This is a genomic window from Streptomyces sp. NRRL F-2580, from assembly GCF_000720115.1.
Taxonomy (GTDB): domain Bacteria; phylum Actinomycetota; class Actinomycetes; order Streptomycetales; family Streptomycetaceae; genus Streptomyces.
Window position 1 is genome coordinate 136,040 of sequence record NZ_JOIR01000018.1, and the last position, 15,625, is coordinate 151,664.

General features: G+C 74.9%; 14 protein-coding genes. 8 read left to right on the forward strand and 6 right to left on the reverse strand.

The genetic code is table 11. The features are described from left to right. Nucleotides 1–45 precede the first annotated feature (45 nt). Entirely contained in the window at nucleotides 46–963 is a 918-nt protein-coding gene (locus tag IF88_RS0121480; RefSeq protein ID WP_030714719.1) for an NADP-dependent oxidoreductase, read from the forward strand. A gap of 18 nt (nucleotides 964–981) precedes the next feature. Here IF88_RS0121480 and IF88_RS0121485 read toward each other — a convergent pair whose 3' ends face one another. The 5 genes from IF88_RS0121485 to IF88_RS49060 form a co-directional block, all read right to left on the reverse strand. Beyond that, nucleotides 982–3,918, reverse strand: coding sequence for a poly(A) polymerase (locus IF88_RS0121485; RefSeq protein WP_030714722.1), 2,937 nt, complete (start codon nucleotides 3,916–3,918; stop codon nucleotides 982–984). After that, nucleotides 3,918–5,717 carry an RNA ligase family protein gene (locus tag IF88_RS0121490; protein WP_030714725.1) on the reverse strand — a complete coding sequence of 600 codons (1,800 nt, stop codon included), beginning with the start codon at nucleotides 5,715–5,717 and terminating at the stop codon, nucleotides 3,918–3,920. Before IF88_RS0121490 ends, IF88_RS0121485 begins: the two co-directional genes overlap by 1 nt. A gap of 131 nt (nucleotides 5,718–5,848) precedes the next feature. Continuing rightward, nucleotides 5,849–6,508: an NAD(P)-dependent oxidoreductase gene (locus IF88_RS0121495; RefSeq protein ID WP_030714727.1), complete on the reverse strand. Its 660-nt coding sequence runs from the start codon at nucleotides 6,506–6,508 to the stop codon at nucleotides 5,849–5,851. Nucleotides 6,509–6,665: 157 nt separating this feature from the next. Continuing rightward, complete coding sequence (locus IF88_RS43810) at nucleotides 6,666–6,923, reverse strand: hypothetical protein (protein ID WP_078893035.1); 258 nt, start codon at nucleotides 6,921–6,923, stop codon at nucleotides 6,666–6,668. A 24-nt stretch (nucleotides 6,924–6,947) separates the two neighbouring features. Further along, on the reverse strand, nucleotides 6,948–7,076 hold the full coding sequence (locus IF88_RS49060; protein ID WP_267884508.1) for a hypothetical protein: 129 nt from the start codon (nucleotides 7,074–7,076) through the stop codon (nucleotides 6,948–6,950). Nucleotides 7,077–7,291: 215 nt separating this feature from the next. Between IF88_RS49060 and IF88_RS0121505 the strand changes: the two genes are divergently transcribed. Genes IF88_RS0121505 through IF88_RS0121515 form a run of 3 tightly spaced genes read left to right on the forward strand, consistent with a single transcriptional unit; the run spans nucleotide 7,292 to nucleotide 10,826 of the window. Continuing rightward, nucleotides 7,292–8,968, forward strand: a complete 1,677-nt coding sequence (locus tag IF88_RS0121505) for an FAD-dependent oxidoreductase (protein ID WP_030714729.1) — start codon at nucleotides 7,292–7,294, stop codon at nucleotides 8,966–8,968. Next, nucleotides 8,965–10,476: an ATP-binding protein gene (locus IF88_RS0121510; RefSeq protein WP_051837264.1), complete on the forward strand. Its 1,512-nt coding sequence runs from the start codon at nucleotides 8,965–8,967 to the stop codon at nucleotides 10,474–10,476. The genes IF88_RS0121505 and IF88_RS0121510 overlap by 4 nt, the downstream gene beginning before the upstream one ends. Next, on the forward strand, nucleotides 10,473–10,826 hold the full coding sequence (locus IF88_RS0121515) for a UBP-type zinc finger domain-containing protein (RefSeq protein ID WP_030714733.1): 354 nt from the start codon (nucleotides 10,473–10,475) through the stop codon (nucleotides 10,824–10,826). The genes IF88_RS0121510 and IF88_RS0121515 overlap by 4 nt, the downstream gene beginning before the upstream one ends. A 22-nt stretch (nucleotides 10,827–10,848) precedes the next feature. Here the strand turns inward: IF88_RS0121515 and IF88_RS0121520 are convergent, their stop codons facing one another. Continuing rightward, the gene (locus tag IF88_RS0121520; RefSeq protein ID WP_030714736.1) at nucleotides 10,849–11,805 is read right to left on the reverse strand and encodes a hypothetical protein; all 957 of its coding nucleotides are present in this window, start codon (nucleotides 11,803–11,805) and stop codon (nucleotides 10,849–10,851) included. 544 nt (nucleotides 11,806–12,349) lie between these two features. Between IF88_RS0121520 and IF88_RS0121525 the strand changes: the two genes are divergently transcribed. From IF88_RS0121525 to IF88_RS0121540, 4 genes are all read left to right on the forward strand, one after another. Continuing rightward, the gene (locus tag IF88_RS0121525; RefSeq protein WP_234323631.1) at nucleotides 12,350–13,498 is read left to right on the forward strand and encodes an NUDIX domain-containing protein; all 1,149 of its coding nucleotides are present in this window, start codon (nucleotides 12,350–12,352) and stop codon (nucleotides 13,496–13,498) included. A gap of 83 nt (nucleotides 13,499–13,581) precedes the next feature. Further along, nucleotides 13,582–14,139, forward strand: a complete 558-nt coding sequence (locus IF88_RS0121530) for an SRPBCC family protein (RefSeq protein WP_078893036.1) — start codon at nucleotides 13,582–13,584, stop codon at nucleotides 14,137–14,139. Nucleotides 14,140–14,325: 186 nt separating this feature from the next. Further along, nucleotides 14,326–14,973, forward strand: coding sequence for an N-acetyltransferase (locus tag IF88_RS0121535; protein ID WP_030714742.1), 648 nt, complete (start codon nucleotides 14,326–14,328; stop codon nucleotides 14,971–14,973). A 167-nt stretch (nucleotides 14,974–15,140) separates the two neighbouring features. Next, nucleotides 15,141–15,611, forward strand: coding sequence for a hypothetical protein (locus tag IF88_RS0121540; protein ID WP_030714743.1), 471 nt, complete (start codon nucleotides 15,141–15,143; stop codon nucleotides 15,609–15,611). The last annotated feature ends 14 nt before the right edge of the window (nucleotides 15,612–15,625 follow it).

The window sequence follows — 15,625 nt, forward strand, 5'->3', positions numbered from 1 at the left end:
GAGGTCGGGTACATGTCCCAGTCGGGCCGGAGCAGCCAGGAAACCATGCGGGCGATGGCGTACGAGACGTACGGCGGGACGGAGGTGCTCTCCGAGATCCGGCTGCCGGTGCCCAAGTACGGCCCGGGCGAGGTGCTCGTCCGGGTGAAGTACGCCGCGGTCAACCCCGTCGACTGGAAGATCATGTCGGGCGGGCTCGACGCCCTGATGGACGTCGTCTACCCGGTGATCCCCGGCTGGGACGTGGCCGGCACCGTCGAGCGCGTGGGCATCGACGTCCCCGAGTACGCCGAGGGCGACGAGGTCATCGCCTACGCACGCAAGGACTACGTGCACGGCGGGACCTTCGCCGAGTTCGTCACCGTGCCCGTACGCGCCCTCGCGCACAAGCCCGCCTCGCTGAGCTGGGCCGAGGCCGCCGGGCTCCCGCTGGCCGGGCTCACCGCCTACCAGCTGCTCACCCGCCTCGGCACCGGCAAGGACGACACGGTCCTCATCCACGGCGCCGCGGGCGGTGTCGGCTCGTTCGGCGTGCAGATCGCCCGCGCGCTCGGCGCCCGCGTCATCGGCACCGCCTCCTCGCGCAACCACGACCGGGTGCGCGAACTCGGCGGCGAACCCGTCGAGTACGGAGAGGGGCTCGCCGACCGCGTCCGCGCCCTCGTGCCCGACGGGCCCACCGTCGTCGCGGACTTCGTCGGCGGCGTCGGCGGGGTCACCCGGGAAGTGCTCCACGACGACGGCCGGCACGCCTCCGTCGCCGACCCCAGCGTGCTCGGATCGGGCGGCGAGTGGATCTGGGTCCGCCCGGTCGGCAGCGACCTGGCGGAGCTGGGCCGGCTGGCCGACGCCGGGCAGCTGAAGGTGCCGGTGGCCAAGACCTTCCCGCTGGCCGAACTCGCCGCGGCCTTCGAACTGAGCCAGGGCGGACACACCCCGGGAAAGATCGTCATCGAGGTCTGATCCCGCCCGCAGGGCGATCTAGGTCAGGTCCGGCACCTCGCCGCAGGCCGCCCGGGTGACCTCGACCCCCGGCAGGCCGGCCCGCCACGGGCCGGCCAGCGCGGCCAGGTCCGCCGCGTCCGGCGGGGCGGAGCCGAGGCCGATCGCGTAACGGGCGAGGCCCGGGGCGGACTCGAAGGGGCGCGGCCAGGCGTGCGCGTCCGTGACACCTGCCCCCTCCAGCGCGCCGAGCAGCGCCCGCAGCCGCCCCCGCACGCGGCCCAGGGTCTCCTCGAACTCCCCGCCGGGCGCACGTACGCTCACCACCGCCCAGGCGGCGTGCCGGCGGTGCAGCGGCGGCGGGGCCACCAGGGCCCGGCCGGCGTCGGCGGGGCCGGCCTCCAGCAGCTCCCAGGCCCGGTACAACTCCTGGACCAGCAGGTCGCGCAGGCCCGGCCCCACCTGGGCGGTGCAGCTGCGCACCGGCTCCGAGGGCGTGAGCACCGTGACCGGATCGATGACCGTGACGGGGTCCGGGCTGCCCGCCGCGACCGTGTCCTGCCCGCGCGCCGCGGCCGGCTCCGCCGTAGCCGGGTCCGCCGTCGCCGCGACCGACGGCAGCAGCCCGACCGGCTCCCGCCAGTCCCAGGCGGCCCACCGGCCGAAGAACTCCCGCAGCAGGTCGTCCGGGGCCGGCGACCCGGCCTCCTGGACCGTACGCGCCGCGAGGACCGCCCAGGCCAGCCCCGGCAGCCCGCCGAACGGCGCCGAGTCCAGCCCGCGGGCCCGCGCCCACGCCTTCACCTCCCGCGCCAGCCGGGCGAAGGCGGCGTGCTCGGCGCCCACCCGCTCCCGTACGGCGTCGGCGTCGCTCACCGCGCTCAGCGCGACGGCGGCCGCCTCACCCAGCTCCGCCCGCCGCGCCACCGCCTGCGCGGGCTCCAGGCCGTTGGCGGCCACCGTCACCAGGTCCACCGGCAGCGCCCCGACGCGGAACCGCAGACCCGGCACCCGCGCCCCCGTCACCTCGCGCAGCGGCCCGGCTTCGGGCAGGGCCACCGCCAGCCGGTCCCGTACGGCGCCGACCTCGTCCGGCCCGGGCAGCACCGCGACCAGGTCCAGGTCGGCCTCCGGCAGCGCGCAGCCCATCCGGCGCGATCCGGCCAGGTGCACCTGTGCCCCGCCGAGGGCGGCCCGGACGCGGGCGGTGACCTGCTCGGCCCGGGCGGGCGTACGACCGTGCGCCTCACCGGACTCAGGCTCCGGGCCCGGCTCCGGCTCCGGCTCCGGTTCCCAGCGCACCTCGCCCGTTCCCAGTGCCACCGTCGCGCGGACACGCATCGGTCCGTCCCCGCGCCGCGAGAGCACCGCCAGCTCTCCGACCCGCGAGGGCACGGCGCCGCGGAGCCGTGCCGTGAACTCGGCGACCGCCCGCTGCGGGTCCTGGCTGCGCCCGAGCGTCAGGTGCGGGGTGTACCCCTCGGCGCGCCCGCGGCAGGCCGGGAACCGCTCCGTCAGGGCGCGCCGGAGTTCCTGCCACGGCCCCTCACCGGCCGCCGCCGGATCCAGCCAGAGCGTGGCGTCCTCACGGTGCCCGAAGCTGTGCACGCCCTCCAGCCGGACGTCGAAGGGGGCCGTCCCGGCGGCCGCTTCGGCCAGCAGCGGCAGGGCCTCGTCGAAGGAGGACTCCGGCACGAAGCCGAAGAGCAGGTTCACGTGCGCGGGCCAGCGGCCGGCCTGCGGGTCGTGCCGCTCGCGCACCTCCCGCACCGCCTCCGGCAGCTGCGGCGGCAGCCACGCCACGGCCGTCCGCGCGGTCGCCGGTACGTCGAGCCGCGCCGGGCCGCCGCCGGGCGCCCCGAACTCCACGGTCGCCTCGACACCGAAGTGGTCGGAGACGAACAGCCCCTCCGCGGCGGGCGCGTCGCCGCGCAGCGCCGCCCGCGTCACCCGCGCCCCCGTGGACCCGAGCAGGATCCGGTCCAGCCGGGCGGCCCGCCCGGACAGCGAGCCCACCGCGGCCAGCGGGTTGGCCACCGGATCGAAGGTCGGCGTACCGTCCGCCGCCCCGTGTACGTCGCCCCAGGCGTCCCGCATGCCGAGCGCGGCCGCGGGCCCCTCGGCCCCGTGGCGGCCGTCGTTGAAGTCGCCCAGCAGGGCCACGGCGGCGTCGATGCCGCCCAGGCCCTCCGCGAGCCGGGCCAGTTCGGCGTCCCGCCGCAGGTGCCCGTTCTCGGTGTGGTCGCTGGTGAGGTGCGTGGCGGCGACGACCAGGGCGCCGGCCGCGGTGTCCACGGTCACGGCCGTGACCGCCTTGTGCTTGCCGAGCAGGTGCATGGCAGCCTCCCGCACCGGCAGCCGGCTCAGCACCAGCAGCCCGCACTCGGCGACGTCCCGGCCGCCGGGATCCGTGCCGAGGGTGTACCCGGCCCGCACCCACGGCGCCGCCAGCAGCATGCCGACCAGCTCGGGCTCGACCTCCTGGAGCGCGATGACGTCGGCGTCGGCGGCCGCCAGATCGGCCAGCAGCAACGGCCTGCGCCGGGCGGTGGCGATGCGCGGGGCGTCGTACCGGTCCCAGAGCGTGTTCCAGGTCAGCAGCCGCACCGCGGCGGGGCCCGCCGCGGTGCCGGGGGGCGGCGGCTGCGCGGGCCGCCAGGCGCCGCCGTCGGCCGGGTCCCACGCGTACGGGGTGCGCGCGGTGAAGAACGGAGCCCGCAGCAGGCGCGGATCGCGGACCCGCCCCGCCGCGCTGACATCGATCCGGTCCACGCCGGTGGCCCGGTTCCAGACGAGTTCGCCGTCCGCCTCGACGAACAGCACCCGGTGCCAGGGGATGTCGCCGCCGGGTACGAAGGAGGGCAGCGGAACCCGCTTCGGCGCGGCCCCGCGCTGGAGCAGGCCGAGCACGAACCGCGCCGGATCGAACCGGGGGTCCCAGCGGACCTGGTGGTAGAGCTGCTCACTGGTACGCATCAGAACTCCCCGCAGATCGGATCCGGGCCGTCCGCGAGGCCGCCCGCCGTGTCCTCGACGTCCCCGCCCGCACCGATGTACCACGTGCGGTGCGCCTGGCCGGCGTACGGCGGACTGAACCGGTGCAGCTGGGAGGTCAACACCTGATCCGGCACCGGGTGCGTGCGCACGGCGTTGCGGCGCAGCAGCTCCGGCTCGTCGACCAGCACCACGGCGTGGGTGACCAGCGCGTCGCGGCGCCGCGCGACCGAGCCGGCCAGGCCGCGCTGCTGGTCGGTGAGCGAGGTCGCGTCCCACACCACGGTTCCGCCCCGGGCGAGGGCGGCGTCGAGGCGGTCGAGGCCCTGGCTCAGCACGTCCGCGTTGGCCCGCTGGTCCGCGCGGGAACCCCGGGCGGAGCGCAGGTCGTCAAGACTGATGTACGCGTCCACGCCGGGCAGGCCGCGGCCGAAGGTGCTCTTCCCGCTGCCCGAGGGGCCGCTGAGCTGCACCAGTCGGGGAAACGTTCCGTCACGCCACTGCCAGGTCGCCGCCACCGCCTCCTCGACGGCGACGCAGCCGACTCCGGGACCCCGGCCGAGGCGCGCGGCCGCGATCCTTCCCTGCCCGAACGCGCGCCGGGCCTCCGCCCAGCAACGGTCCGCCGCCTCCGCCTCCAGCCCGGCGAGGGGCTCCCGCAGCGCGGCGCGCAAGGCTTCCAGCGGGTCCTCGGCGCCGAGCAGCCCCGCCTCCTCCGCCCACAGCGCGGACCACTCCACGGACTCCCGCGCCTCCGCCCCGTCGGCCAGCGCCCCGGCGAGCGCGTGCAGCACCCCGAGATCGGCCGCCATGGCCATCCGGACCAGCCCGGCCCGCCGGTCCGCGTCGGGGAACGGCCGCTGCACGTACGGGTACAGGCCCACCAGGTCGGCGACCCGGCGCGCGAGTCCCATCCCGGCCGGCCCGGCCGCGAGCCGCGCCGCGATCCGGCCGCGCGGCTCGCGCCGCAGCAGGGCGGCCAGCACGCCGGCCAGCCGGTCCTCGCCGCGCCGCCCCGCCCCGTCGATCCGAGCGGTGGCCTCGGCCACCTCACCGGCCGCCACATCCCGCCCGGCGTCATCGGCGGCCCCGTCCGCCCCGACGGCGGCGGCCAGCCCGGCCAGGTCCGGCTCGGCTCCCGAGCGCACCGCCCACAACGGGGCCGCCGGACCGAGCCCGTTGGGCACGACCTCGGCGAACATCCAGTGCGTACCGGTCTGCACGTGCCCGCCCCGCACCCACTTGGCCACGCATCGCCCGAAGTCCTCGCGTGCGAAACCGGCCGCCGTCCGCACGACGTAGCCCTCCTCCCGCGCGGTGTCGAGCTTCAGCTTGCGCAGCGTGCGCGCGTCGAAGGTGCCCCGCCAGAGCACGCGCGGCGTGGGCACCCCGAGGCCCCGCAGGAACCGTACGGTCCGGTCCCAGTCCAGGCAGTGGTCCCCGTCCCACACCGAGAACCCGTAGAACCAGCTGTCCAGGTCCTCGTACGGGATCGAGTGCCGGGCGTACAGGTTCTCGCCGCACACCCGCCAGCCGGCCGGAATCCCCGGGCCGATCCTGCCTTGGAGCCCCTTGACCCATGCCCGCGAGGGATGGTGCGCCGAATCGAGCGAGCGGGCGTGCAGGCCGTCCGCGTACAGGGTGGTGTTCTCCCCGTCGAGCTTCTCCGTCACCACCACCTCGCGCCCCGCCAGCCCCTCCAGTCCGACGGCCCGGACGTCGTCCGCCGAGGCCCCGGGGGACCAGGGCAGGTGCGGCGTACGGGGATAGTGGGTGCGCATGATCCGCTCCTGCTCGACGACGTGGTGCCTCGTCACTGTAAGTATCCGGCGCAGACCCATCCACCCATTAACCCGACGGGGAGCAGCCCACGGGGACCCATCCCACGGGGGAGCCGGGGCCTGTGCGGCGCTCAGTAGCCGAGGGTGAACCGCCGGCCCGCGTGCGCGTCCAGCTCGATCTCGTCGAGCACGGCGACGGCGTAGTCCTCCGTCGAGATCCGGCTGCGGCCCTCGTCGTCGACCACTTGGTCGTCGATCCCCAGCCGGTACGTCCCCGTGCGCTCGCCCGGAGCGATCTGCGCGGCCGGGCTCAGACACGTCCAGTGGACCTCCTCCACGGGCACGGTCCGCAGGAAGTCCAGGGCGTCCCCGTGGGCGTGCATCAGGGCCAGGACGGGCTCGGGGACGCCCGCCTGGTCCCAGACCAGCGGGCCGCCGGGGGTGCGCAGCGAACCCGCCCCGCCGACGACCACCACCCGCGGCCGGGGCGTGTCCGTGCCGAGCGAACGCACCCCGCCGATCAGCGACTTCGCGGCGGCCACGAGGACGGCGGGGTCCCCGGAGCCGGGGCCGACCGCGCTGATCACCACGTCCTGTCCGGCCACCGCCCCGGCCACGGACGCCGGGTCGAGCACGTCGCCGCGCACCACCGCCGTGGCCCCGCCGCCCGAGTCCGCGAGCCTCGCGGGATCGCGTACGACGGCGGTGACCTCGTGGCCGCGCCGGAGCGCTTCGCGCAGCACCTGGGTTCCGATGCTGCCGGTCGCGCCGAAGAGGGCGATCTTCGCCATGGCAACTCCCTGGGGATGAAGGGCTGTACGGAACCCCGGTCGAGCCCCGCCCCACCCATCCAACCGAACCGCCCCACCCCCACCGGTCAGCCGGGCCGAAGCCACTCGGATGATCCGGCCCGGGGGAGCAGCGAGAACGAGAACGCGCAGGCCGTTCCTACCAGGTCGAACGGCGCCGCACCGCGTTCGGGCCGGGAGGACGGGATGGTCCTCGGAGGGCATGGCGTTCAGCGGCGGCGTGCCACCAGCCGGGCGGGGAGGGGCGGGTGATCCCGGCAGTGGGCTGGTCGGGATGCAGGCCGAGCCCGCGCAGTGCGTCGGCATGGACGCGGACGGTGAACCAGCCGTGCCAGTGGCCGTCCGGGCCGATGCCGCAGGACAAGTCGCAGCGGACGTCGCCCGGATCGAACGGCATTCAGTCGATGCCACGGTCGCGCAGTCAAGCGCGGGCGGCCGCCAGCGGGTGGAGGCGCCCCAGGTGCTCGTAGGCCGTGATCGTGACCCAGTCGGTGCTCGGTGTGTCCATGGCGACCATGATGGCGGGCGGTCGGGTGGATGTCGTGGTCATTCGAACCGATCGATCCCGTCCGGTGCGGTCGGGGCGGCGGCGGGACCCCTGCGGGGCCGACACCGGCTCGGGTTGCGGTGGCGGCGGCGCGGGTGCCGATACCGCCGCTCCCGGGACCGGCTCCCGGAGCGGATCCGGAGGATCGAACATACGATGGGCGGGAACCGGGGCGGGCGGCCCGCCGTGCCGCCGGTCCAGGCCGTCGTGGGAGACGTATGGCAGAGGTCGCCGACCCAGCACGGACCGTCATCCTGACCGTGGACGACGATCCCGGAGTCTCCCGTGCCGTCGCCCGTGACCTGCGGCGTCGCTACGGCGCCGGGTACCGCATCGTGCGCGCCGAGTCCGGTCAGTCCGCCCTGGAGGCACTGAACGAGCTGAAGCTGCGGGGCGACCTGGTGGCCGTGATCCTGGCCGACTACCGCATGCCGCAGATGAACGGCATCGAGTTCCTCGAGCAGGCCCTGCACGTGTACCCGGGCGCGCGGCGCGTGCTGCTGACCGCGTACGCCGACACCAACGCGGCGATCGACGCGATCAACGTCGTCGACCTCGACCACTACCTGCTCAAGCCGTGGGACCCGCCGGAAGAGAAGCTCTACCCGGTCGTGGACGACCTGCTCACCGCCTGGCGATCCAGCGACTACCGGCCGGTACCCGCCACCAAGGTGGTCGGGCACCGCTGGTCGGCGCGCTCCTCGCAGGTGCGGGAGTTCCTGGCCCGCAACCAGGTGCCGTACCGCTGGTACTCCTCCGACGAGCCCGAGGGACTGCGCCTGCTGGAGGCGGCCGGGGTCGACGGGCAGCGGCTGCCGCTGGTGATCACCCCGGAGGGCACCGTACTGGTCGAGCCGGAGGCGCCGGACCTGGCCGCCCACGTGGGCCTCGCGACGACGCCGACCGCCGAGTTCTACGACCTCGTCGTGATCGGCGGCGGCCCGGCCGGGCTCGGCGCGGCCGTGTACGGAGCCTCCGAGGGGCTGCGTACCGTACTCGTCGAGCGGTCGGCCACCGGCGGGCAGGCGGGGCAGAGCTCCCGCATCGAGAACTACCTCGGCTTCCCCGACGGCGTCTCGGGCGGCCAGCTCACCGAACGCGCCCGCCGCCAGGCCGGCCGGTTCGGCGCCGAGATCCTCACCGCGCGCGAGGTCACCGGGCTGGAGGTCAACGGCCCGGCGCGCGTCGTCCGTTTCTCCGACGGCTCGTCGGTCGCCGCGCACAGCGTCATCCTGGCGACCGGCGTGTCGTACCGGCAGCTCCAGGCAGCGGGCTGCGCGGACCTGACCGGCCGCGGGGTGTACTACGGCTCCTCGCTCACCGAGGCCTCCTCCTGCCAGGGGTACGACGTCTACATCGTGGGCGGCGCCAACTCCGCCGGGCAGGCCGCCATGTACCTGGCGCGGGGCGCGAAGTCGGTGACGCTGCTGGTGCGCGGGGAGTCCCTGACCGCGTCGATGTCGTACTACCTGATCCAGCAGATCCAGGAGGCGCCGAACATCTCGGTGCGCACCCGGACCGTCGTCGAGGCGGCGCACGGCGAGGAGCACCTGGAACGGCTGGTGCTGCGGGACGTGGACAGCGGCGCGACGGAACGCGTCGACGCGCAGTGGATGTTCGTCTTCATCGGCGCGGCCCCGCGCACCGACTGGCTGGACGGCACGGTGCTGCGCGACGAACGCGGCTTCATCCTGGCCGGACCGGACCTCACCGCGGACGGACGGCCACCGGCCGAGTGGCCGCTGGACCGGCCTCCGTACCACCTGGAGACCAACATTCCCGGCGTGTTCGTGGCCGGCGACGCGCGGGCCCGGTCAGCGAAGCGCGTCGCGTCCGCCGTCGGAGAGGGAGCCATGGCCGTGATGCTCGTCCACCGGTACCTGGAGCAGTCATGAGCGGGCAGGCGATGCCCTGCAGCCCGCAGGAGATCGCCTCGCTGTTCCTGTTCGAGAAGCTGTCCCCGGAGCAGCTCGGGCGGCTGTGCGCCGAGGGGCGCGTGGAACGGTTCGAAGCCGGTCCCGTGTACACCGAAGGCGACCCGGCGACCTGCTTCTACGTGATGATCGAGGGCACCGTCGTCCTGTTCCGCCGGGTCGGCGGCGACGACGTCGAGGTGAGCCGGACCTCGCAGCGCGGGGTGTACGCCGGAGCCATGCAGGCCTACCTGGGCGACCGGGTGCCGCAGACGTACACCAACTCGATGCGGGTGACCGAGCGGACGCGGTTCTTCGTGCTGCCCGCGCAGTCGTTCGCGGACTTCATGCAGGAATGGTTCCCGATGGCCGCCCACCTGCTGGAAGGACTCTTCTTCGGCGCGAAGAACACCCAGCGGGCCATCGGTCAGCGCGAACGGCTCCAGGCCCTCGGATCGTTGTCCGCCGGACTCACCCACGAGCTCAACAACCCGGCCGCGGCGGCCGTCCGGGCCACCGCGACCCTGCGCGAACGGGTCGGCAAGATGCGGCACAAGCTGGCCGTCATCTCCCAGGGCGGCTACTCCCGCGAGACCATCGCCGACCTCATCGAGATCCAGGAACGCACCGTCGAACGCGTCGCCAAGGCGCCGGTGTTGAGCCCGCTGGAGGCCTCCGACCGGGAGGACGAGCTCACCGACTGGCTCGACGACCACGGCATCCAGGAGGGCTGGCGGATCGCGCCGACCTTCGTACAGGCCGGACTGGACACGGACTGGCTGGACCAGGTCGCGGCGACCGTGGCGGAGGACATCCTGCCGGCGGCCATCGGCTGGCTCAACTACTCGGTCGAGACCGAGCTGTTGATGGACGAGATCGACGACTCCACCACGCGCATCTCCCACCTCGTGGACGCGGCCAAGCAGTACTCGCAGCTCGACCGGGCCCCGCACCGGGTCGTCGACGTCCACGAACTCCTCGACAGCACTTTGCTGATGCTGTCCGGGAAGATCGGTCGCCGGATCCGGGTGGTCAAGGACTACGACCGTTCCCTCCCGGACGTGCCCGCCTACCCGGCGGAGCTCAACCAGGTGTGGACCAACCTCATCGACAACGCCGTCTTCGCCATCGGGAGCACCGGTGGCGAGGGCACGCTGACGGTCCACACGGCGCGCCAGGGGGACCGGCTGCTGGTGGAGTTCCGCGACACCGGGCCCGGCATCCCGGCCGACATCCGCAGCCGCATCTTCGATCCCTTCTTCACCACGAAGCCGGTGGGTGAGGGCACCGGTCTGGGCCTGGACATCTCCTGGCGGATCGTCGTCAACAAGCACCACGGCAGCCTCCAGGTCGAGTCCGAGCCCGGCGACACCCGATTCCAGGTGCTGTTGCCGCTGACCGCACCGGAAACCCAGACCGAGGTCGAGACCGGGACCGAGAGCGAAGCCGGGACCGAGAGCGAAGCCGAGACCGCCGAGGAGCCCGTATGACCGACATCAAGGGAATCGACCCGAGCGTCCCGCCCACCGGTACCGGCTGCGCCGACTGCGACGCGGTGGGCGGCTGGTGGTTCCACCTGCGGCGCTGCGCCCAATGCGGCCACGTCGGCTGCTGCGACTCGTCGCCGGCCCAGCACGCCACCGCCCACTGGAAGTCCGCCGGTCACCCCCTGGTGCAGAGCTTCGAACCGGGCGAGGACTGGTTCTGGGACTACGGCCGCAACGAGATGTACGAGTCCGGGCCGGAGCTGGCGCCGCCGGGCGGCCATCCCGCGGACCAGTCGGTGCCGGGACCGGCCGATCGGGTTCCGCAAGACTGGACGCAGCGGCTCCACCGCTGAAGGGGCGCGCCACCCCCCGCGGTCACCTTCCGCGCCCCGAGCCGCCGAGGAGCGTGCGGCTCCCCGCCCGCGTGGCCAGGCGGAGCGCGTGTTCCACCGGGCCGCGGCGCAGTGGGCTGTCCGCCCAGATCCGCTGCCAGGCCCACGTCAGGGCCAGCGCCGTGCCGCTGAAGACGAGCCAGGCGGACCAGGACGCGGCGCCGTGCGCCGGACCGGCCAGCACCAGCGCGTGGAGCACGTACGCGCTCAGCGCCATCGCCCCGAGCACCGCGAGCGGCCACAGCAGGCGCGCGCCCAGCCGGTGCCGGCTGCCAGGGCGCACAGGCCGATCAGGGCGCATCCCACCCCCGCGTTGCCCAGGGTCTCCAGCGGGGTCTGGCTGTACGGATCGGCCACCAGCAGCCAGTCCCCAGGAGGTGCTGGGCACGGCGCCGAACTGCCCGCTCAGTACTTCCCGTACGGGGTCGGCGGCGGCCAGGGCCTCCGGGTGGTGGAGGGCGATCGCCTCCAGCAGTCGCTGCCGGGACCCGAACACATGGGAGGCGAGCCAGGCGGAGCCGTATCCGGCGACCGCGGCCGCCGTGCCCCACCCCGCCATCCGCCGTGCCGCCGCCCGCTCCCGCACGTCGAACAGCCGGGCGAGGGCCATTCCCGCCAGGACGTACGGGAAGTAAGTGGCCAGCGGATACGCCCCGGTGAGCAGCAGCTCGCACACCACCGTGCCCAGCCCGGACCAACTCGCCAGGTCGGCGGCCTGCGGGACCAGGCCCCGCCCGGACGACCCGTACCCGAAGACCGGACCCAGCAGGAACGACCGCAGCGGCCCCGCCGGCACGGAGACGCCCGCGACGGCGGTGAGCACCGGTGCCGACAGCCGGGTGAAGGGCTCGGAGGCCAGGAAGTACACGGCGAAGAAGGCCAGGATGACCTGGATCCCGGGCCGCAACGAGGCAAGGAACAGCCCGAGTACGGCGAGCACGGCGCAGCGGATCAGCAGCGGACGCCAGCGCCGGTCCCAGCTGTCGGGCTGCCGCGCCGCGTCCGGGCCGTGCTGGGCGAGGACCAGCGAGAAGCCGGCGAGGAGGGTGAAGAGCGCCGTCGGCCGCGACGAGCAGGTAACCGGCGCCCTCGGGTCGCGGGCCGGGGCCGACGTGCACGGCGAACATGCCGAGGACGGCGAGACCCCGCACGGCGTCCACCCCGGCCAGCCGGCCGCCGCTCCCGCCGGCTGCCGGGGCCGTGAGCGAAGCCGCGGCTTCCGTGGGGGAAGCGCGTCGCATGGGGGGTCTCTCCTCGGTCCGGCCGGGTGGGGTGCGGTGCGGGGCGGTGACGTGGTCGGACCGGCGGTTTTCATGCCGCCAGTCCGCCAGCGGAAGGTACCAAGGACGGCATAACCGCGTAATAAGGAGGTATAGGGGTGGCAAAGGCGAGGGTCGGAGGCGGTGGCGCGGGGGCCGCCGTAACCCGGGGGCCGCGCCCGCTGTTGCACAGCCGGCGGGTCCACCCACGGTGAACGGAGTCCGATGCCGCAGCTGACCGACCAGGGCGCGATCGACCAAGCCGCGATCGACCAGGCCGAGATCGACAAGGCCGAGATCGGCCAGGCGGAGATCGATCAGACCGCTGTCGAGCAGACTCCTGCCGATCAGGCCGGGACCGATCAGGCCGGGACCGATCAGGCCGGGACCGAGCGGGCGGGCACCTGGATGACCCCCGAGGAGTACGGCGCCTCGCGCGCCGCCGTGTGGACCGCGGCCGTCGTCCTCGTCACCGACACCGACGGCCGGATCCTCGTCCAGAGCGTCGACTACCGCGCCGACCGGCTGCTCCCCGGCGGAGCCGTGGACGCGGGCGAGGCACCCTCCGCGGCCGCCGCCCGCGAGCTGCGCGAGGAACTCGGCATCGACGGCCGCTACCCGCGGGGCCTCGCCGTGGACTGGATCCCGGCCGACACCCCCGGCTTCGCCCCCGCGATGCGCTTTCCCGGCGAGATCCTGCACGTCTACGACGGCGGTACCTGGACCGCCGAGCGGATCGCCGCCGTCCGGCTCCCGGACCAGGAGATCCTCGGCATCCACTTCGCCGAGCCGGCCGACCTGCCCGCCCTGATGGACGCGGGAGACGCCCGCCGCGCCCTGTCCGCCCTGCGCGCCCGCATCAACGGCTCCGGCACCGCCCTGCTGGAGGACGGCCGCCCCACCGCGCCGACCGCCCTCGACCGGCTGGGAGTGCTCCGTACCCGGCGGACCCCGCAGCACGGCACCTGGCATCCGGGTCCGGTCCCGGCGCAGCTGCCCGTACGGGACCACTGCGGCTGGCTGTTCGGCCCCGACGGCCGGGTGCTGCTCCTGATCGCGCGGGCCACCGGCACGGCCCATCTGCCGCCTCCGAGGGCCGGATCGACCACCGGGGCCGTCGCGCTCGGCTACCGTCGGGTCGGCGAGGGCGCCCACGCCCGTACCGCGGCCCGCCTCACCGGCCTCCCGCCCGCCACGGACCCGTCGTACGCCCGGCTGCTGGCCACTCCCGAACAGGTCCGCGAGCTGAGCGACTGGGGCCCGGCCGGCGCGCAGGAACTCGCGGCGGTGCACACGGCCCGCGCCCGGCTGTCCCTCCCCGTCCCCACCCGGACGCCGCCCACGGAACTCCCGGAGGACGGCGTGCGCTGGTGACGCGGCGGCCCCGTCCCGGCCCCGGCGACCGCCATGATCGGGAAATCCGGCGTCAGCCGTCCCCGGTCCCGCAGCATGGGGCCATGAGCGACAGTGCGATCACCTACACCCTGTACATCCAGGCCGATCCCGCCCGGGTCTGGCAGGCTCTCACCGACCCCGCCCTCACCCGCCGGTACTGGGGCCTGACCTTCGAGACCGACTGGGCGGTGGGCTCGGCGATGGACTGGGTCGAGCGCGGGGCCCGCACCAGCGACCCCGAGCAGGTGGTCCTCGACTGCATCCCGGACCGGGTGCTCTCCTACACCTGGCACACCTTCACCCCGCAGTGGGCGGCCTCGGTCGGGATCGGCGAGGAGCTGCGGGCCGAACTGGCCAAGGAGCGGCGCACGAAGGTGACGTACGAGATCGAGCCGGTCGGCGAGACCCTGGCACGGCTGACCATCCTGCACGAGGGGTTCGAGCCCGGCGGCACCCTGATCGGCATGTGCGGGCGGGCCTGGCCGATGCTCGCGTCGAGCCTCAAGACCCTGCTGGAGACCGGGGCTCCGCTGCCCGAGCCCGAGCACGAGGGCGGCCAGGGGGCGGGCGGTCACGAGGCGCACGAGACCCGCCCGAACCGCCGGGCGCAAGAGGAGTGACCGCGCGGCGGAGGGCCGGTGCCCCGGCGGGTACGGCGCGGCCCGGCTCTCCGCCGTCCCCGGCTCTCCGCCGTCCCCGGCTCTCCGCCGTCCCCGGCCGAACGGCCCCGTACCGCACCTGAGACCATGTGTAGCAACCACGAATCAGGAGCGCGGACATGGCACGCGAGCGGCAGGGCTGACGGCATGGGGCGAACGCTGACGGAGATCCTGGACGCGGCGGCCGAGGGGCGGTTCCCGCCGCCGGACGGCGCCACCACCGTGGTCCCGCAAGAGAACCGGCGCGACGCGGGTGTCATCGCCTTCACCGCGCACTCCGTGGTGTTCACCGACGAGGACCCGGACTGGGTGCGCTCCACCCTCGCCGCCCTCGACTGCGACGCGCTCGCGGCCACCATGAACGCCCGCTTCCTGGCCGCGTTGCTGGACCGCACCGGACGCAGCACCGACACGATAGACCTGCTCACCGTCGCGGACCCGCTGCCCGGCGAACCCCCGCTGGAGCTCCGGGAGATGGCCGACCCCGACCACCCCCGGGTGCGGCGGGCCCTGAAGCGCCGTGACGACGTACGGGTCTGGTCGGCCGACGGCGGAGTCCTCGTCCTCGGCCGGGGCGTCGCGGGACGCTGGGAGACGGCGATCGAGGTGGACGAGGGCGTCCGGCACCGGGGCCTGGGCCGGGAACTGGCCCGCGCCGCCCGCCACCTCGTCCCCGACGGGCAGCCGGTCTGGTCCCAGCAGGCCGCCGGCAACGCGCGCAGCATCCGCGCCTTCCAGGCCGCCGGATACCGGCCGGTCGGCGCGGAGTCGCTGCTGCTGGCGCCGGCAGGCTGAGAACGCCCCGACGGCACCCTGGCGACAGGCCGTTCACGGGGGTCGTGTGGAATGGGTGCCATGGGGAGAGGAAAGCAGCAGCGGCGACCCGCCATAGGCGTGCCGGAGCGGGTCCTGGTCGTGCCGGACGCCGGCCGGGCCGGGCGCGTGCGCGAAGGCGTCGCCCGATGAACCGTTCCGATGCCGCCAGGCCCCCGGAGCACTGGCGCTACGGCCGCCACCTGGAGGCGCTGGCCGTCGCGCCGGGGGAGAGCGCCGAAGCCGAGGCCGTGGCCGCCGTGCTGCGCGATCCCGATCCGGTGATGGCCGAGAGCGCCGTGGTCACCCACCTCGACCGCAGGGCGGCGCGGCTGCTCGCCGACGAGGCCTTCCCCGCCTGGGCCCGGGCGATGGCCGACGCGCTCGCGGGGCGGGCCTTCCCCGAGCGCCGGCTGCGGGAGTGGATCCTGCTCAAGGCCATCACCCGGGGCGAGACCTGGTCCGCCGCGGAGCTCACCGCGGCCTCCGACTGGTGCCAGCGCACCGCCGCCCAGTCGCTCACCTCGTACGAGGCCCTGCACCTGCTGGCCACCAGCGCCCGCACCGGCCGCGTCCGCAACGCCGCGGCGATCCGCCTGCGCAGGCGGACCGCGGTCTGAAACGGAAACGGCCG

What these genes read in the sequence shown, in the direction of transcription:
- IF88_RS0121480 (WP_030714719.1), top strand. Translation starts at nt 46, where the DNA reads ATGCGGGCGATGGCGTACGAGACGTACGGCGGGACGGAGGTGCTCTCC.
- IF88_RS0121485 (WP_030714722.1), bottom strand. Translation starts at nt 3,918, where the DNA reads ATGCGTACCAGTGAGCAGCTCTACCACCAGGTCCGCTGGGACCCCCGG.
- IF88_RS0121490 (WP_030714725.1), bottom strand. Translation starts at nt 5,717, where the DNA reads ATGCGCACCCACTATCCCCGTACGCCGCACCTGCCCTGGTCCCCCGGG.
- IF88_RS0121495 (WP_030714727.1), bottom strand. Translation starts at nt 6,508, where the DNA reads ATGGCGAAGATCGCCCTCTTCGGCGCGACCGGCAGCATCGGAACCCAG.
- IF88_RS43810 (WP_078893035.1), bottom strand. Translation starts at nt 6,923, where the DNA reads ATGCCGTTCGATCCGGGCGACGTCCGCTGCGACTTGTCCTGCGGCATC.
- IF88_RS49060 (WP_267884508.1), bottom strand. Translation starts at nt 7,076, where the DNA reads ATGACCACGACATCCACCCGACCGCCCGCCATCATGGTCGCCATGGAC.
- IF88_RS0121505 (WP_030714729.1), top strand. Translation starts at nt 7,292, where the DNA reads ATGGCAGAGGTCGCCGACCCAGCACGGACCGTCATCCTGACCGTGGAC.
- IF88_RS0121510 (WP_051837264.1), top strand. Translation starts at nt 8,965, where the DNA reads ATGAGCGGGCAGGCGATGCCCTGCAGCCCGCAGGAGATCGCCTCGCTG.
- IF88_RS0121515 (WP_030714733.1), top strand. Translation starts at nt 10,473, where the DNA reads ATGACCGACATCAAGGGAATCGACCCGAGCGTCCCGCCCACCGGTACC.
- IF88_RS0121525 (WP_234323631.1), top strand. Translation starts at nt 12,350, where the DNA reads ATGCCGCAGCTGACCGACCAGGGCGCGATCGACCAAGCCGCGATCGAC.
- IF88_RS0121530 (WP_078893036.1), top strand. Translation starts at nt 13,582, where the DNA reads ATGAGCGACAGTGCGATCACCTACACCCTGTACATCCAGGCCGATCCC.
- IF88_RS0121535 (WP_030714742.1), top strand. Translation starts at nt 14,326, where the DNA reads ATGGGGCGAACGCTGACGGAGATCCTGGACGCGGCGGCCGAGGGGCGG.
- IF88_RS0121540 (WP_030714743.1), top strand. Translation starts at nt 15,141, where the DNA reads ATGAACCGTTCCGATGCCGCCAGGCCCCCGGAGCACTGGCGCTACGGC.